This is a genomic window from Mangrovitalea sediminis (assembly GCF_002514725.1).
In the GTDB taxonomy this organism is placed as follows: domain Bacteria; phylum Pseudomonadota; class Gammaproteobacteria; order Pseudomonadales; family Oleiphilaceae; genus Mangrovitalea; species Mangrovitalea sediminis.
Window position 1 is genome coordinate 367258 of the sequence record NZ_NTLB01000007.1, and the last position, 17555, is coordinate 384812.

Below are 17555 nucleotides of genomic sequence, written 5' to 3' on the forward strand. Positions count from 1 at the left end.
CTGTGCGGCCGTCAGGGCAGCATGATCGAATACCGCCAGGCCCGGACCCCATACGCGACGCACCAGAAAGGACAGGCCAGTGACCGCCTTCTCGACCCTAGAGCTCCATAACGACCTGTTGAAGAACCTGGAATCCCTGGGTTTTACGGAGATGACACCGATCCAGGCCCAGAGCCTGCCGCAGATTCTGGCGGGCAAGGATGTCATCGGTCAGGGTAAGACCGGGTCAGGCAAGACGGCCGCTTTCGGTTTGGGGCTGCTGGACAAGCTGGATGTCAGCCGTTTCCGGATTCAAGCCCTGGTGCTGTGCCCCACCCGCGAGCTGGCAGATCAGGTCGCCAAGGAAATCCGCCGCCTGGCGCGCACCATTCATAACATCAAGGTCCTCACCCTCTGTGGCGGCATGCCACTGGGACCGCAGATCGGCTCCCTGGAACACGGCGCTCATATCATCGTCGGCACCCCGGGCCGGGTGGAAGAGCATGTGCGCAAGGGCACCCTCGACCTGAGTCACCTGGAGACGCTGGTTCTGGACGAAGCGGACCGCATGCTGGACATGGGTTTCCAGCCCGCCCTGGACGCTATCGTCGATGCCATTCCCGCCCAGCGGCAAACCCTGCTGTTCAGTGCCACCTACCCCGCGCAGATCCAGGCAGTCGCCCAACGCATCATGCGCCAGCCCGTCATGGTGCAGGTGGCGTCCCAACATGACGACAGCAGCATCGAACAGCATTTCTATCGGCTGACCGCCGACACCGACCGGCTGACCGCCCTGCAGTTGCTGCTGCTGCAGTTCCAGCCTGCCTCCGCGGTGGTGTTCTGTAATACCAAGCGGGAAGCCCAGGAAGTGGCGGATGCCCTCAGCCAACAGGGATTCGCTGCCAGGGCGCTGCATGGCGACCTGGAACAGAAGGAGCGGGACCAGACGCTCGTCCAGTTCAGCAATCGCAGCCTGACCCTGCTGGTCGCCACCGATGTCGCCGCCCGCGGCCTGGACATCGACGCCGTGGATGCCGTGTTCAACTACCAGATCGCCCGCGACAGCGAAGTCCATGTACACCGCATCGGCCGGACAGGGCGTGCCGGCAGCGCGGGCATCGCCTGCACGCTGTTTGCCGACAACGAGGAACACAAGATCGTGCGCCTGGAAGCGGATCTCGGCCTGGACATCAGCCCGGAACCTCTGCCGCCCCGCAGCCTGCTGTCACGACACATCGAACCGCCCGCCATGACCACCTTGCAGATCGACGGCGGCAAGAAACAGAAGGTACGACCGGGCGATATTCTGGGCGCGCTGACGGGCGACAAGGGCATCGCCGGCAACCAGGTGGGCAAGATCCAGATTTTCGACAATTGGGCCTATGTCGCCGTGGCTCACGCCGCCAGCCGTCAGGCCCTGAAAAAACTCGGCGAAGGAAAGCTGAAAGGTCGCAATTTCCGGGTCCGGCGCATCACCTGAATCCCGGGATCAAAGCCCGGAATACCGGCGTTCACGTCCAGAACGCCGGTTTTGACGTCCGAAAGTCTTGTTTTCACGTATAGTAGCTTGCGACATAATCGCTACCATTAACCCTTTCCAGATAACCGATCATCCGCACCTGGATCACCGCCTGTACCGGGAGCACCCGATTCCGTGAGCCGTCTTTTCTCCGACCAACCCGGCGACGACGGACTGCCCGGCGCCGAACGCCGACTGGCCGTCATCGTCCTCATCATCGGCACGCTGATGGCCGTCCTCGACGGTTCCATCGTCAATATCGCCTTGCCCACCATCGCCGATGAACTGCAGGCTCCGGCCTCGACGACGATCTGGGTCGCCAACGCTTTTCGCCTGATCAACGCCATGGGGCTGATCAGTTTCGCCGCACTGGGCGATGTCATCGGCTACCGGCGGGTCTATCTGTTCGGACTGATCGTCTTCACGCTGGCATCGCTGGGTTGCGCGCTGTCCGATGCCATGACGCCCCTGATCGCCATGCGGGGACTACAGGGATTCGGCGCCGCCGCCACGCTCAGTGTCGGACCCGCGCTCTACCGCACCATTTTCCCCAAACGGCTCTTGGGATCGGCGGTCGGCCTGAGCGCCCTGGTCGTGGCAGCCGGTATGGCGGCCGGTCCCTCCATCGGTGGCGGCATACTGGCCGTGCTCGGCTGGCCCTGGCTGTTTGCGCTCAATGTGCCGCTTGGGGTGGTGACCTATTACATTGCGCTTAAGGCGCTACCGAGAGAGAACGGCCGGGGGGGACGTTTCGACATTGCCGGCGCCCTGCTTTCGGCCATTTCCCTGGGCGCCTTTGTGCTGGCCGTCGATGGCCTGTCGGGACAGAGCAACACCGACTGGGTCCTGCCGCTGTTCGTCGCGAGCCTGGTATCCGGACTGGTGTTCGTCCACTGGCAGCGGCGGGTGCCGCATCCCTTGCTGCCGCTGGATATTTTCCAGTCGCGCCGGTTTTCCATGGCCGCCATCACCTCGTTTCTGGCGTTCACCGCGCAAGGCATAACCTTTATAACCCTGCCCTTCCTGTTCCAGAGCATTCAGGGGTACAGCCCCTTCATGTCGGCGGTACTCTTCACGCCCTGGCCAATTGTCATTATTGCGGCCGGCCCGACGGCGGGACGCCTGTCCGACCGGTTTAACCCCGCGCTGATTTCCACCGGCGGACTGGTGATCTTCTGCCTGGGACTGGTCGCGCTGGCCCTGCTCGGCACCACGGCCAGCATGACGGACATCCTCTGGCGGACGGCGCTCTGCGGATTGGGATACGGGTTCTTCCAGGCACCGAACAATCACGAGCTGCTCGGCAATGTGCCGCGGGAGCGCAGTGGTAGCGCCTCAGGTGTGCTGGCGAGCGCCCGTACCTTCGGTCAGGCCCTGGGGGCGGCTTTCGTCGCCATCGTGCTGGCCCGCGCAGCCGGATCGGCCACTGCCTCGACAACCATGGCCATTGCGCCGGTCCGGTTGGCGCTGTGGATCGGTGTCGCAACCGCAGCGATCGCTCTGCTGGTCAGCGCGGCACGGATTGCTGCCCGCCGCACGCACTGAACATCAGTCAGCGCTACTGTCGCCATCCAGCTCAGCAGTCGCCCGCTGGCTGATGCTGTCCGCCGCTGCCCGCAGCTTCGCTTTCCAGTCGGTACAACCGTCGCAGTCGACGCTGACGGCAATCAACGCCATTTCCGGACGTCCCGTCACCAGACTGAAGATGCGATTGAGTTCTGCCCTATCGGCTGTTGGCGACCAGTGCCCGGCAATATGGAACCCCATCGCCACGTAGACCTTGCGCCCCGAGTCCTTGCGCTCCAGCACCACGCCGGAATAGCTGTGCGCCTTACCATCCAGGGTAAAGGGCTCGTCCAACTGCCATTGATCGGTGTGATAGAGGCTATCGATATCCTGGGTCAGGTGATCGTCCAGGCGATACCCCCGGTAGATGGCGATATAGGCCGAGACAAATTCCTGCGGGAGCTTGAGCGGACCGCCGGAGGTATTGTCCAGTACGAACCAGTGTTGACGGGAAAGCTTGTCGGCATTATTCAACTGCGGTACCCAGCCGTTCTTGATCTCGGCGAAACTCGGATGCCAGTTCGGCTCGCCCTTGACGTAAACCGGCGCCAGTTTCACGGGTGCGGCACTCGCAGAGATGGCACTGATTATCGGCGCCAGCAGGCACGATAGACAGGCCAGGGTGACCAGATAACGACGCGCCAGGGCCGAACGACCCGGAGAAATGGCCTCACGCCGCCTCGCGGCACGCCGGACAGCGGCCATCACCGTCGCGGGCCGCCCCAGGGAGAAGGCCACCATCGCCAGCGGAATCAGCGCCAGAGCCGCCAACCCCCACCCCAGCGCATCGCCATAACGCCACAGCAAAGACTCCATGCCCGAACTGTTGAGGCCGAGCACCGACAGGTAAACGCGCACCCAATTCATGACCGCCGCCAGGAACAGGGCCCCCAAAAACAGCGCCAGACGCGCGTGCCAGCGACGAAAGCGGAAGCTTCCGAGTATCAGCGACAGGGCAAGCAGCGGAATCAGGTATCGAAGGCCGGCGGTGCCATTCACCATATTGAAGGTGCCCACACCCTTGAGATGAACCAGCCATCCCTGGATCTGTATATCCACCCCATGCAACCGGCAGAGCGCTTTTACCACAGCGTTGGTCACCAGCTGCAGCGGCCACCCCAGATAGTCCCAGAAAGGTATCACCGTGCCCAGCACAGCCAGGGGCATGACGAACGGCCGCAGCTGCGCCCATCCCAAAAAGCAGGCAAGCGCGGAATACAGCATGGGTATCAACAGGATATACAGCACAACCTGGGTATGCGTCAGCAAGGCGACGCAGGACAACAGCGATAACGCTGCCAGCAGGATCAACCAAAAGGGGGAAAGATTGGTTGTCGGCCGGCTCTGGCGATAGGAACGAAAAAACAGCACGACCGCAGCGATAAAGACCGGCCAGCCTGCCGCATAGGAGCCATGAAGATCACTCCAGTGCATCATGATGGACAGAATCGGTGTTTGAAATCCGATGAGGTAAGCGCAGACCACGATGGGAACCGATAGATCGTTGCGCCCCAGCACATCATAAAGGCGCGCAAAAAGCGTTCTCATGTCCGTTGATCATCCTTCAAAGCTGTATCGGCAACGCCGGCCCGAACCATCGTCATCATGCCTCCTCTATCACAGAATTTCGGCTAAAACCTCTACACGAGGCGACAAATGTCGCCTGTTTCTCGGTTTTCCTGCAGAGGTGAGAAGGCCATTATCGAGGCGTGCTATAACTCTATCAGAGAAACCACCATCACCAGAGAAACGAAAGCCCGGAATGATCACTCTCTATCACTGCGTCAGCGCCCGCTCTTTCCGTCCCCTGTGGATGCTTGAGGAAATGGGGCTCGAATACGACCTCAAGATGCTGCCGTTCCCACCTCGGGTTCACGCCAAACCCTTCTTCGAGATCAATCCCCTGGGAACGGTTCCGGCCTTGACCGACGACGGCCTCCAGATGACGGAGTCGGCTGCCATCTGCCAATACCTGGGCGACCGCTATGGTCCGACCCACCTGACCGTCAGTGTCGACGAGGCGGACTACGGTCACTTCCTCGACCTTCTGCACTTCGGTGAAGCAACGCTGACATTTCCGCAAACCCTGCTGTTGCGCTATGGCCGTTTCGAACCGGAAGACCGCCGCCTGCCCCAGGTCGTTGACGATTACAGCCGCTGGTTTCTCGCCCGCCTGCGCCGCATCGACAGTCGGTTACAGGACCGGGACTACCTCTGCGCCGATCGCTTCACCGCCGCCGATATCTCGGTTGGCTACGCCCTGATGCTCGCTGACTATCAGGGGCTTTCCACCCAGTATTCGGACAGGGTCCGGGCGTACTGGCTGCGCCTGAAGAACAGGCCAGCCTTCCAGCAGGCCCTGACTCGCCAGCACAACGAGGCCCTCGCACAGGAAGTCCCCACTACCCCGGCCCCCTGCGTCTGACACCGGCGAGCCGGCGCGACAACAAAAAGTAACCAACTTTTTTCGCCGGCCACGGAACTCAATGACGTTTTTGTCATCTCATGTGTATTCCAGCGAAAAACCGGATGCCTCCTTTCGGGAGGCTCAGCGCGTCACGAAAACTACCCACCTTGGGTAACGCTTTCGTTCCGCGCTCCGGAAACCGCCCACTGCGTCATACGGATTTCAGAGCAAGTCGAGCCGAAAAGGCCGGCCGGGAGTTGTGGCGCCATCATTGACGCCAGCTCTTCCACGACATGGTCGTGGGCCATGCACTGTTCCGAGTTCTGTCCCCACGGGGCTCGTCTACGGCGCAAGCAGTACCCAACGGTCGGCAACGGCCGCCGCCATTTTCCGTCGTGGCGACGAACGGTGAACCAGCGATCGTCAGGGTTTCCTACCGTTTGATACAGGAGTTGCGCAATGCGCGTAAAAGATATTCTCGAACACAAAGGAGCACATATCGTCAGCGTTGCCGAAGGCGACTTGGTCAGAAACGCCATCCACCTCATGCAAAGCGAACACGTCGGCGCCGTTGCCGTACTGAATGCCCAGGGCGACCTTAAGGGCATGCTGTCGGAGCGTGAAGTCGTCAGAGCGCTGGCGCGTGAGCCCGACAGAGCCATGCGAATGCGTTGCGCCGACGTCATGTTGCGCGACATTCCCACCTGCACCCCGGAGACCGTCATCCGCGATCTCGCCAAGACCATGACGCACCAGCGAGCGCGCCATGTTCCTGTCCTGGAAGCGGACAAACTGATCGGCGTGATCAGCATCGGCGATGTCACCAAGGCACAACTGAACGAAACGCAGCTGGAGAACGGGGTCCTGCACGACCTCCTCCGGGCGTCAAGGTTCGCTACTGCCTGAACAGCGCCATGCAAAACGCCTTTAAGCGTCACCGGAAGGGAGGCGGCCGTAGCCGGACCCATAGCTGACAGGGCCTGAGCGACGACGCCTCCATCCAGCAGGCACAAGACCTAAAGCCATGCCGAATACCGGCGGCAGCGACCGCTGCGCGCGCGCCGTTACCCCGATTCCGTCACGAAGACTGCCGTCTGCCCTTGCCGCAAAGGGGTGGATTATCATGAGTAAGCCGATTAGCTTTACCTGAAAGACAGCATCGCGCTCACTGATGAGGCCAAGGTATGCCGGAACCGCAACAGACACCGAAAACACGCTCACTGCGCGAACACCTCAACCGGATCATCTTCGAGTTCGACACCCCTGCCGGCAAGGCGTTCGATGTTGCACTGATCGTGGTGATCGTGCTCAGCGTTATCGCTGTCATGCTCGACAGCGTCGACGCCATTTCGATCCATTACCAGCACCTCCTGAAAGGCGCGGAATGGCTATTTACCGGGCTGTTTACGATCGAATACCTGCTTCGCCTGTACAGCGCTCGCCAGGCGCGGCGCTATGCGACCAGCTTTTTCGGTGTGGTGGATCTGCTGGCTATTCTGCCGTCCTACCTGAGCCTGTTCCTCCCTCACAGCCACTACCTGCTGACCATAAGGGTGCTACGGGTGTTGCGGGTTTTCCGGATTCTGAAACTGGCCCGCTTCGTCGGCGAAGCCGGTACCTTGCGCCGGGCGCTCAATGCCAGCCGCTACAAGATTTCCGTCTTCCTGGCGACCGTAGTCGCCATTGTGGTGATCGCCGGCTCTGTCATGTACCTGATCGAAAGCCCCGAGGCCGGTTTCACCAGCATTCCGGCCAGCATTTACTGGGCCATCGTCACCCTTACCACCGTCGGCTACGGTGACATTTCACCGCAGACGCCGCTGGGTCAGGCATTGGCCTCGATGCTGATGGTCGTGGGTTACGGCATTATCGCGGTGCCGACGGGTATCGTCACTGTGGAACTGAACAGGGCTCACCAGCAAAGCCTGTTGCTGGCCAAATGCCGTAGCTGCGGGAAGGAAGGGCACGACAACGACGCCGTTTTCTGCAAGTACTGCGGAAACGCACTGGGAGAAGCCGGGGATGGTTAGCGGAGGAGGGTTTTGAGGGGGGTAAGCCTAATCCCCGGAAAGGACGATCTCGCCTACCGCATTATCCACCACCACCGGCGTCTCGAAATAGCGGATCTGCGGCTCACCGCCATAGGTCGCCACTATCCGCTGACGCCAGGCCTCACCGTGAGCCTGCCGCGCCGCCTCCTGGCTCTTCCACAGATAGAAGGCACCCCCCTGGCTTGCGACAGGGTCGAAGATAAACGTCTTGCGAATCAGCGCCGGATTATCCCGCCACAATGGCGCTATCTCACGCATACTCTGCTCCACATCGTCGCGGGTCATGGCCGGATCGACATCGAACAACACATACTCGGTAATCATGGAAAGCGCCCACCGCCTTTCTCAGAGGACCTACAGTGTCCGTCCCGAGATCCCAAATGTCCACCAGGGCCACAGGCTGGCGCTCCCAAACGAAAAAGGGCGGGGATCACTCCCCGCCCTTTTCCATCCGGCAACCGCCAAGGCCGTCACCGGTCACGTTGAACTGTCGACTTAGCCGAACTGGTTCATCGTGTTGTCTTTACCGCCTGCCTTCAGGGCGCCTTCGCCAGCGAAGAACTCTTTGTGGTCATCGCCGATGTTGGAACCGGCCATGTCCTGGTGCTTCACGGTAGCGATACCCTGACGGATTTCCTTGCGCTGAACGCCAGCAACGTAGGCCAGCATACCTTCGTCGCCGAAGTAGCCCTTGGCCAGGTTGTCGGTGGACAGGGCCGCCGTGTGGTAGGTCGGCAGCGTGATCAGGTGGTGGAAGATACCCGCTTCACGCGCAGCGTCGCGCTGGAAGTTCTGGGTCCACTTGTCCGCTTCGATACCCAGGTCGGTGCTGTCGTACTCGGCGCTCATCAGCTTGGCGCGATCGTACGCAGACACGTCCTTGCCTTCTGCCTGCCATGCATCGAATACCTGCTGACGGAAGTTCAGGGTCCAGTTGAAGGACGGGCTGTTGTTGTAAACCAGCTTGGCGTTGGGCACGACTTCGCGGATACGGTTAACCATAGCGGCGATCTGACCAACGTGGGGCTTCTCGGTTTCGATCCACAGCAGGTCGGCACCGTTCTGCAGGCTGGTGATACAGTCCAGGACCACGCGGTCTTCACCGGAGCCGGCTTTGAACTGGAACAGACCAGACGGCAGACGCTTCACTTTCTTCAGCTTGCCTTCGGACTTGATCACAACGTCACCGTTGTCGATCTCGTCGGCGCTGTTGATGTAGTCACCGTCCAGGAAGGCGTTGTACTTGTCGCCGATGTCGCCCGGCTCTTTGGTGACAGCGATCTGCTTGGTCAGACCGGCACCCAGCGAGTCGGTACGGGCAACGATAACACCGTCGTCAACGCCCAGCTCCAGGAACGCGTAACGAACCGCGTTGATCTTGGCCAGGAAGTCGTCGTGGGGAACGGTGACTTTACCGTCCTGGTGACCACACTGCTTCTCGTCGGAAACCTGGTTTTCGATCTGGATACAGCAGGCACCGGCTTCGATCATCTTCTTGGCCAGCAGGTAGGTCGCTTCTGCGTTACCGAAACCGGCGTCGATGTCAGCAATGATCGGCACAACGTGCGTTTCATGGTTTTCGATCTTGCTCAGCAGTTCCTTGGCCTTGGCGTCGTCACCGGCTTTCTGGGCTGCTTCCAGGTCACGGAACAAGTGGTTCAGTTCCCACGCGTCAGCCTGCTTGAGGAAGGTGTACAATTCCTCGATCAGGGCCGGAACGGAAGTCTTCTCGTGCATGGACTGGTCAGGCAGCGGACCGAACTCGGAACGCAGCGCAGCCACCATCCAGCCGGAGAGGTACAGGTAACGACGCTTGGTCGAACCGAAATGCTTCTTGATGGAGATCAGCTTCTGTTGGCCGATAAAACCGTGCCAGCAGCCCAGCGACTGGGTGTACTGGGAAGTGTCTGCATCATAGGCAGCCATGTCTTCGCGCATGATTTTCGCGGTGTACTTGGCGATGTCCAGACCGGTGTGGAAACGGTTCTGGGCGCGCATGCGGGCAGCGTGCTCAGGGTTGATAGCATCCCAGGTGCCATTGAATTTCTGGCGCAGAGATGCGATCGCGTCGATGTCCTTGGAGAACTGAGACATGGTTCGATCCTTTCTGAGTTGACGAGTGAATGTCCGTAGCCCCGTAAGGGATGAGACACTGATCTTCAGGGCCCCTTACTACTTTGGTCGCAATTCTATAGAGGCTCACTCCATAAACCCAATCAATCAGGTGGATATTCGATATTTTCCTGATGAATAATGGGGTATAAAACGGGCTCAAGCATAATCGAAGGATATTTATCTAACTGAAAAATAAGGATAAAAATACGCACCCCGTAAACGCAAAACATTGTGAAGCGTAAAAGGAAAGGCTGTCACGGCCCCCAAAATCACGGATGACACCGCGTATCAGGCCTGACCGTCGACGGAGTGGGCCATCTGGCAGATGAAAAACGGGTGCCATAAAGTTTCGCTCTGCGAACCTCAGTTTTGCAAATGTTGACTTCTATAGGGCCCTCGTATATTCCTGCACCAAGCGTGATCGGTTGACAGATAGCATCCGGCCGCGACGCAGTATGGTTATCCGCCCAGGATCCAAACGGCGGTCCCCTGTCGCTCCAGAGATGTCCTTACCCGGCACACTCACCTGGACCAGCGTTACGAGGAGACACTGATGTTCCAACAACAACAAGATCGTCACTTCCGTCGTACCCTTTCTATCACCGCCCTGGCGCTCACCGGCAGTTTGGCCTTCGCCACGACCAGCCAGAGTGCCCAAGCCGCAGAGCCGATTCCCGTCGGCGTCATCGGTCCCAGCGCCCACATCGACGGGCGTGCCATCTTCCAGGCCGCCGAGATGGCGGTGGACGAGATCAACGCCGCCGGCGGCATTGACGGCCGCAAGATCGAATTGCACAAATACGATGACCAGTTCCAGGCGACCAATGCCGTACGCGCCTATCAAAGGGCCGTACAGCAGGATCACGTCGTCGCGATGACCGGCGTCTTCCTCAGCGAAGTCGGGCTGGCCATGCAACCCTGGTCCGGGCGGCTGAAAACCCCGCTGATCATCAGCGGGGCCGCCAGTACCAAGATCGACCAGAATACCCACGCCCATTACGACCGTTTCAAGTACACCTTCCATACCTTCACCAACTCGACCTTCATCGCCAAGGTCGCCTGCGACTTCGCCCATGACGTCCTGGTCGGCCAGCTCGGTTACAAGACCGCAGCCATCTTCAGCGAGAACGCGGCCTGGACCAAACCGGTCGATGCGGAATACGAGAAGTGCCTGCCCAAGGCAGGGCTCAAGGTGGTGGACAAGATTGGCTTCGAACCCAACACCACGGATTTCCGGCCCATCTTCAATAAGGTCCAGGACACCAAACCGCAGGTGCTGATGACGGCCATCGCCCATGTCGGTGCCAAGGCCATCGTCCAGTGGCACCAGCAACAGGTACCGGCACTGATGGCCGGCGCCAACGGCCAGGGCGGCTCCTCTGCCTTCTGGAAAGCGACCAACGGCGCCACCGACGGCGTGATCGTCGGCACCACCGGCGCCGCGGGTGCCCCGGTCACCGACAAGACGCCCAAGTTCTACGAGGACTACAAGAAGCGGTTCGGTGAAGAACCGGCCTATGACGCCTACACCGAATACGACACCATCTATACCCTGAAAGCCGCTATCGAGAAGGCCCACAGCACCGACGGCGCCAAGCTGGTCGAGGCACTGGAGAAGGTCAAGCTGACCGGGGTTTCCGGACCTATCAGCTTCTACGGACCCAAGGACGCGTTCACCCATGACGTCGTCTACACGCCGGGCGTCACGACCGGGGTCTACTTCCAGTGGCAGGACGGCAAGCAGGTCGCCATCTGGCCGCCCAAGCTGGCTCAGGGCAAGGTCAAGCTCCCGTCCTTCGTCAAAGCCGCCCAGTAAGGGCATCTCCCGCCGGGACAGCGGTCCAGTGTTAATCGGGCCGCTGTCGATTTCCGTCGTCAACACGAAGGGCCCCGCATGTTGCATCAACTGGTCGAAATCCTGGCCGACGGTTTCGTCATCGGCGCGATTTTTGCGCTGGGCGCCGCCGGCTTCACGATGATCTTCGGCGTTTCGGGCGTGCTCAATCTGGCACACGGCTCCATCATGGTGATTGCCGCCCTGGTCGCCTGGTTCTGCGCCGAACACACGCCGCTCGGTATTTACGGTGGTGCCCTGGTCGGCATCGCCGCGTCGGTTGCCAGCACCTATCTGCTGTATGGGCTGGTCATCCGCCCCCTGAATCACAGCAAACGCATTGCCGACAACGAGCGCCCGGTGTTCGTCCTGACAGCCACGCTGCTGGTCGCCATCATCCTGCAGGGCGTCCTGGACTATGCCTTCGGCTCCAGTCCCATCACGACACCGACCCTGATCGACGGCGTCTGGCGCGTCGCCGGTGTCACGATCCCCTACAGCCAGATCCTGATCGGCGTTATCGCCTGGCTGGTGCTGGGCGCACTCTGGTATTTCGTCACCCGCACCCGCCCCGGCAAAGCCATGCTGGCGGCCTCCATGAGCACCACCGGACTGGCCCTGGTCGGCTATGACATCCGCAAGGTACAGCGGCAGGTGTGGGGCCTCTACGGACTGCTCGCCGGCATCGCCGGGGTGCTGCTGGCCTCCTTTACCGGCGCGAGTTCCGACATCGCCATCTCGCTGACCGTCAACGCCTTCATCATTGTGGTGCTGGGCGGACTCGGCAACGTGGCAGGCTCCCTCGGCGCCGCCTACATCATCGGTTTCCTGGGCACCCTGACCGCCTACCTGATTTCGCCGGCGATCCGCGAAGTGCCGGGCCTGCTGGCCCTGGTGCTGATTCTCTACATCCGCCCCCAAGGGCTTTTCGGCAGACACTGAGGAGGCGGCACCATGCAACTCAAGCACCTGATTCACTGGCGCAGCACCCTGGTACTGCTGGCCCTGATCGTCCTGATACTGATGCCCCTGGGCGCCTCCGGCTATGTGCTGGGCGTGCTGACCGTCGCCTTCTATCTGGCGGTCTACGCGATGTCCTGGGACCTGCTGTTCGGCTATGCCGGCGAGGTCAATTTCGGCCCCACCTTCCTCGTCGGCCTGGGTGCCTACGGCGCGGGATTGAGTAATAGCGTTTTCTCCATCCCCGTCTGGCCCAGTGTCGCCATCGGCACCTTCCTGGCGTTGGTCGGCGGACTGGTGCTGGCCGGTCCGGCCCTGCGCCTGCGCGGCCCCTATTTCGGTCTGGTGACACTGGTCGCGGTGATTCTCCTGGAGAAGATGATCGGTCTCTTCTCGTCCTATACCGGCGGCGAGATCGGCCTGACCATCATGGACGTGCTGACCATCAGCAATGTGGGCAACTTCTATTACGCCCTGGGCTTCATGGTGATCGCCGCCATCGCCCTGCGTACCGTGGCCCGCTCATCCATCGGTCTGATCCTCGAAGCCAGCGGCCAGGACCCGGTGGCCACCGAAGCCCTCGGTTTCAACGTCACCAAGTACAAGCTGTTCGCCTTTGCCCTGAGCGCCCTTTTCTCCGGCATGGCCGGGGCCCTGATGGTGTTCTACCTGGGCTCGGCGTCGCCGGGCACGGTCGTCACCGTCTTCGTCACCATCCAGATCATTATCGCGACCATCGTCGGCGGCCGGCGCACCATCCTCGGCCCTATCCTCGGCGCCATCTTCCTGATCGTCGCCGGAGAAGTGCTACGCCCGCTGGGGCAGTTGAGCAATGCCGTGGTGGCGCTGATCGCCCTGCTGCTGTTGCTGTTCGCACCCAATGGATTCGCCGGGCTCTTCGCCCGTTCGGGAGGCCGCGCATGAGCATTCTGGAAGTCTCCGGTCTCAGCAAACGCTTCGGCGGGCTGCAGGCCGTCAATGACGTGTCCTTCTCGGTGGACCGTGGCCAGGTCCTGGGGCTGATCGGTCCCAACGGCTCCGGAAAATCCACCACCCTCTCCCTGCTGATGGGCGTCGTGCGTCCGGATCGCGGCAAGATACAGATGGAAGGCGTGGATATCGCCGGCTGGCGCACGCACCGTATCGCCAAACAGGGCATGGCGATGGTATTCCAGCACTCGCGGCCGCTGGCCCGGCAAACGGTACTGGAAAACATCAAGCTGGCCCTGTTGCCGGACACCCTGTTCCAGCTCTTTCCGCCCCATACGCTGGATCGCCGCGCCCACGAGATCGCCGAGCGGGTCGGCCTGGCCAAGGTCGTCAACGAGCACCCGGGCGAACTGCCCTTCGCCGACCTGCGCCGCCTGGAAATTGCCAAGGCCTTGGCCCAGGACCCGGCCGTGCTGCTGCTGGACGAGCCCTTCGCCGGCCTCGCCCCCAGCGAGACCCGTGAGTTCGCCGAGTTGGTACGGCTGTTCCGCGAAGAGGACAGAGCGGTGATCCTCGTTGACCACAACGTCAAGGAGGTCGCCGGACTGGTGGATAATATTGTCGCCATGCATGCCGGCAAACGCATCGCCATGGGATCACCGGAGGAAGTCACCCGCGATCCCCATGTGCGGGAGGTCTATTTCGGCAGTTCGCTGGAAAGCGCCAGCGGTGTTCATGCCGCCGGCGATCGCCGTGCCCAATCGGGTTCGGACCGGCCGCTGCTGGAGGTCGAACTCAGGTCGGTGCGTTATGGTCTGGCCGAAGCGCTGCGGAATGTCCGGTTGCAGGTAAACGACGGCGAGTGCGTGTCGGTGGTGGGCATCAACGGTGCCGGCAAGAGTACCCTGTTCAAGTCCATCCTCGACTTCCTGCCCTATGAGGGCGTCGTCCGCTGGCAGGGCCAGGCGGTCACCGGTAACGGTCCCGGTGCCGTCGCCTCCTCCGGCATAGCACTGTGCCCGGAGACCCGGGAACTGTTCCGCTACATGAGTGTGCGGGAAAACCTGGAACTGGGTGGGCATCGCCTCGACAACCAAGAGCGGGAAGCCCAACTGGAGCGCGTGTTCGACCTGTTCCCGGTATTGCGCCAGCGTCAGGCCCAGGCCGCGGATACCCTGAGCGGTGGCGAGCAGCAACAGCTCACCATCGGCCGGGCGCTGATGCAGAAGCCGCGCCTGTTGATACTCGACGAACCCACGCTGGGCTTGGCGCCGCTGATCATCGAGAACATCTCGGAAGCCCTGGAACGCCTGCAACGGGAAACCGGTTTGGCGATCCTGCTCGGCGAACAGAACCTGACCTTTGCGCTGCGCCACTCTGAACGGGTCTACTTGCTGGAAACCGGCAACCTGCGCTGGCAGGGCAAGGCGGAAAACTTTGTCGCCGAGGTGGGCGAGGATGTTCTCTGACCATCACCGGCGGCGTTCCATCCACTGGCGCCCGCCGGTGCTTCCGGCCTGTGCCGGGATTTCGGCCCCAACAACGCTAAGCCGAGACCGGTAGGGTGCAATAACCAACGGGCATTGCACCGCGATGCCCGCACCCGAACCGGGCATGTGGTACCTGACGCAATGCCTGACCCTCATTGCGCCTTATCCATCCTGGCACCAACCTTTTCGACTTACGGGCAAGCCCCCAACCACTTCCCTTCCGTCGTCACTTTGGTGGAAAAATCCCCTGCCGGCGTCTTCATCGTGGTGGTCATATGGATGGTATAGGCCTTGGGGTTTTCCATCGTGAACACCCCTTCGGTGGTGGACGTCTGCTGGCCGCTGCAGGTCACCTTCCAATGGGTCTTGTTGCCTTTGGTGCTGTAGTCGTCCATATGGCAACTGGGCTGTTGCGTCTGCTTCAGGTACGACTCCACCGAACTCGCCGCCTGCGGTTTCACACACTGTTTCACCGTATGCGCAGGCATCGTCATCGTCGATCCCGGCATCTGCACGTGGATGGTCTGCTGCCATTCACCAGGGGTCATCACCGACTGGGCCGCTGCCGCAAAAGGCAACACCGCCGCCCCGAGAATCAACCAGCGTCGCATAAGCACTCCTCAATATCGATTTCGTCAGAGAACAGGCTTCCACTATCGTGGCTTTTCGTCCGTGGAACAAGCCACGAGGCACCCGCAAAGCCTTTGCTCCCGATTCCGCGTAGATATGCGAACCCGTTCGGCTATCTCCAGAGAAAGAAGACGGAAATTCAGGCAAACCTCTGTTATGTTTGAAGGTATGTCTATAACTGCGACGGGGATAGGCGAACGTGTGACAGACGGACATTGTTCCACGGTTCGTCATTTCCCGGCATTCGGTAAACGCAGAAACCGGAAAAGACCTTATAAATTATATGATTAAGGTGGCTATACCCTGTGTTGACGTTGGAGATAGCCGAACTGGGGATATACGAACGGGTTCGTATAATTAGCTGTTAAGGTTTTCAATACAAAAAGGGAGTAAGGATGTCTCAGAACCAACCATATGATTTTCCAGAAGACTTCTATGATTTTGCCTTCATGCCAAAGTTTGAGGAAAACATAGACTACTTAAAGCAGATGGCAGAGCCCGAAGATTGGGACTACAAGCATACTCCCTCGGCACAAAATCATCCAATTCTGAGAAATTACATTAGGTATACCTATCGAAGAATTGCAGAAGAGAAGAAAATTTCAATCACTGCGGACGAAGAGTATGCCTGTTGGAATACAGGTCTCATCACACCCTCGCAAGAGCCAATTTTTATACTTTTTGAGAGAAATAAACTGCAGAACCAGAAGCCATATTGGCATTTCTGGAAGTTTTGCAGGAAGGGTGAATGGGAGCTAAATAGATTCCCGTCCATCCCTGAAATGACTCATTATTTTGAAGATCCGTCGGTGCTGGTATACGACCCACGAAAAGAGCTACGGGTAAACGCGGAACATATCATTGCAGATAACATAGACAGATTTCCTACGGCTTTAAAATCCATGAATCCCTATGGGCTCCAAAATCTCGTAAAAGGGGCTATTGATTCTGCTGTAGAGCGGGCGAAACGAAACTACAAGACTGCAATTCCTCAGTATTATCAAGGGAATATCCAGCTTCTATTGCCTATCAGTCTTCTCGATCCCGCGAAAGCTGATCTTGCTCTGGTCGTGGAGAGGTTCAGTGACTTTTACAGAGGGTCAACGTGTTTGACTCTGGACATGGCATACAACAATGCAAGGCAGCTAGCCCGCCCAGACCGGGATTGGTTAGCACCTTAACCAGTAGGTGAAGCCGACCGGTACTACGCGCTGCTCCGTACCGGCGGCTTACCTTGGCGTTATACGCTCAGCCTGAGCATCAAAAAACAAACAAGGAGTACGGTAAGTGGCCGGAAAGAAACCAGAATTCAAAAATAAAAAGTTTTACTACCGTAGAGCAAAATGGGATAACCAAGGGAAGGGTAATCTTCAAAAAATATTGGAAAATGCACATAAAGAGCTAGATACAGTTGGCAAAAGAACTTTTGAAGTTGGTTCTGGAGCCGAAATAAGGGGTGCTAACTTCAAGAATGATAATGGCTTGTACTTGCAAATTGCTTCGTATGTTCCAGGTGAGGCCACTTCGATAATAGACAAGGATAAGACTGCGAAAGTATCAAATGTAGCAGCACAGAATGCGCCTACAGGAAAGGACTTTCTGGATGGCGATATTTTTGTCTATATCAATGGGAATCACGTCATTCTATGCCCGTCAGGTGCTAGAGAGAAAGCTGTTGAAACATATATTTGGCATATTCTTCGAGCGTGCGATAACAAAGATATTGCTAAGACATTTGAGCTTGATAAAGTTGCAAAGGCAAGCAAGCTTAAAATGATTAGAGATGAAGGTGTGAAAGAAGTTGATTTGGATACATCTCTTTATGAGGCTAGTTTGCTACACCTCGATAAAACAAAGCCTAAGGTTTCTGGGATTAAAAAGGTCGTGGCAGATCAACTGGTAGCTATTTTTGGCAAAGATAGAGATCTAAATGACATTAAAGAAAAAGAGAATCTTGAATCGCCACCAGTTTGCTAGACACCTATCAGCCATACACAATGGCTATCAGAGAGGTGCTCATGAGCAGCAAACGTTATCCCGAAGAATTCAAGATTGAAGCCGTCCGCCAGATAAC

The 17555-nt window shown here is 59.1% G+C and carries 15 protein-coding genes; 11 read left to right on the forward strand and 4 right to left on the reverse strand.

All coding sequences use genetic code 11. From position 1 onward, the window contains the following. Positions 1-79: 79 nt before the first annotated feature. Together dbpA and CLR77_RS18700 are read left to right on the forward strand one after the other, a co-directional pair. Positions 80-1459, forward strand: coding sequence for an ATP-dependent RNA helicase DbpA (gene dbpA, locus CLR77_RS18695; RefSeq protein WP_097462213.1), 1380 nt, complete (start codon positions 80-82; stop codon positions 1457-1459). A gap of 174 nt (positions 1460-1633) precedes the next feature. Then, positions 1634-3043: an MFS transporter gene (locus CLR77_RS18700; RefSeq protein ID WP_097462214.1), complete on the forward strand. Its 1410-nt coding sequence runs from the start codon at positions 1634-1636 to the stop codon at positions 3041-3043. Positions 3044-3046: 3 nt separating this feature from the next. Here the strand turns inward: CLR77_RS18700 and CLR77_RS18705 are convergent, their stop codons facing one another. After that, positions 3047-4612, reverse strand: a complete 1566-nt coding sequence (locus CLR77_RS18705) for an exosortase/archaeosortase family protein (protein WP_097462215.1) — start codon at positions 4610-4612, stop codon at positions 3047-3049. A 214-nt stretch (positions 4613-4826) separates the two neighbouring features. On the opposite strand from CLR77_RS18705, the gene CLR77_RS18710 reads away from it, so the two are divergent. The 3 genes from CLR77_RS18710 to CLR77_RS18720 all read left to right on the forward strand — a co-directional run bounded on the left by CLR77_RS18710 (position 4827) and on the right by CLR77_RS18720 (position 7501). Next, complete coding sequence (locus CLR77_RS18710; RefSeq protein WP_097462216.1) at positions 4827-5489, forward strand: glutathione S-transferase family protein; 663 nt, start codon at positions 4827-4829, stop codon at positions 5487-5489. A gap of 441 nt (positions 5490-5930) precedes the next feature. Next, positions 5931-6377: a CBS domain-containing protein gene (locus CLR77_RS18715; protein ID WP_097462217.1), complete on the forward strand. Its 447-nt coding sequence runs from the start codon at positions 5931-5933 to the stop codon at positions 6375-6377. A 278-nt stretch (positions 6378-6655) separates the two neighbouring features. Beyond that, positions 6656-7501 carry an ion transporter gene (locus tag CLR77_RS18720; RefSeq protein ID WP_097462218.1) on the forward strand — a complete coding sequence of 282 codons (846 nt, stop codon included), beginning with the start codon at positions 6656-6658 and terminating at the stop codon, positions 7499-7501. 27 nt (positions 7502-7528) lie between these two features. Here the strand turns inward: CLR77_RS18720 and CLR77_RS18725 are convergent, their stop codons facing one another. Together CLR77_RS18725 and CLR77_RS18730 are read right to left on the reverse strand one after the other, a co-directional pair. After that, positions 7529-7846, reverse strand: a complete 318-nt coding sequence (locus tag CLR77_RS18725) for a monooxygenase (RefSeq protein ID WP_097462219.1) — start codon at positions 7844-7846, stop codon at positions 7529-7531. 171 nt (positions 7847-8017) lie between these two features. Next, positions 8018-9616 carry an isocitrate lyase gene (locus CLR77_RS18730; RefSeq protein WP_097462220.1) on the reverse strand — a complete coding sequence of 533 codons (1599 nt, stop codon included), beginning with the start codon at positions 9614-9616 and terminating at the stop codon, positions 8018-8020. 574 nt (positions 9617-10190) lie between these two features. On the opposite strand from CLR77_RS18730, the gene CLR77_RS18735 reads away from it, so the two are divergent. From CLR77_RS18735 to CLR77_RS18750, 4 genes are all read left to right on the forward strand, one after another. Then, positions 10191-11453 carry an ABC transporter substrate-binding protein gene (locus tag CLR77_RS18735; RefSeq protein WP_097462221.1) on the forward strand — a complete coding sequence of 421 codons (1263 nt, stop codon included), beginning with the start codon at positions 10191-10193 and terminating at the stop codon, positions 11451-11453. A gap of 78 nt (positions 11454-11531) precedes the next feature. Continuing rightward, complete coding sequence (locus tag CLR77_RS18740; protein ID WP_097462222.1) at positions 11532-12413, forward strand: branched-chain amino acid ABC transporter permease; 882 nt, start codon at positions 11532-11534, stop codon at positions 12411-12413. 12 nt (positions 12414-12425) lie between these two features. Continuing rightward, positions 12426-13355 carry a branched-chain amino acid ABC transporter permease gene (locus CLR77_RS18745; protein WP_097462223.1) on the forward strand — a complete coding sequence of 310 codons (930 nt, stop codon included), beginning with the start codon at positions 12426-12428 and terminating at the stop codon, positions 13353-13355. Beyond that, on the forward strand, positions 13352-14830 hold the full coding sequence (locus CLR77_RS18750; RefSeq protein ID WP_097462224.1) for an ATP-binding cassette domain-containing protein: 1479 nt from the start codon (positions 13352-13354) through the stop codon (positions 14828-14830). Before CLR77_RS18745 ends, CLR77_RS18750 begins: the two co-directional genes overlap by 4 nt. Positions 14831-15042: 212 nt before the next feature. Here CLR77_RS18750 and CLR77_RS18755 read toward each other — a convergent pair whose 3' ends face one another. Beyond that, a complete protein-coding gene (locus CLR77_RS18755) occupies positions 15043-15462 on the reverse strand; it encodes a DUF3617 domain-containing protein (protein ID WP_097462225.1) in 420 nt (139 codons plus the stop codon). A 414-nt stretch (positions 15463-15876) separates the two neighbouring features. Here CLR77_RS18755 and CLR77_RS18760 point away from each other — a divergent pair, with 414 nt between their 5' ends. Both CLR77_RS18760 and CLR77_RS18765 read left to right on the forward strand, forming a co-directional pair. Next, complete coding sequence (locus CLR77_RS18760) at positions 15877-16662, forward strand: DUF3825 domain-containing protein (protein WP_097462226.1); 786 nt, start codon at positions 15877-15879, stop codon at positions 16660-16662. A 106-nt stretch (positions 16663-16768) separates the two neighbouring features. Continuing rightward, the gene (locus CLR77_RS18765; protein WP_097462227.1) at positions 16769-17458 is read left to right on the forward strand and encodes a hypothetical protein; all 690 of its coding nucleotides are present in this window, start codon (positions 16769-16771) and stop codon (positions 17456-17458) included. The last annotated feature ends 97 nt before the right edge of the window (positions 17459-17555 follow it).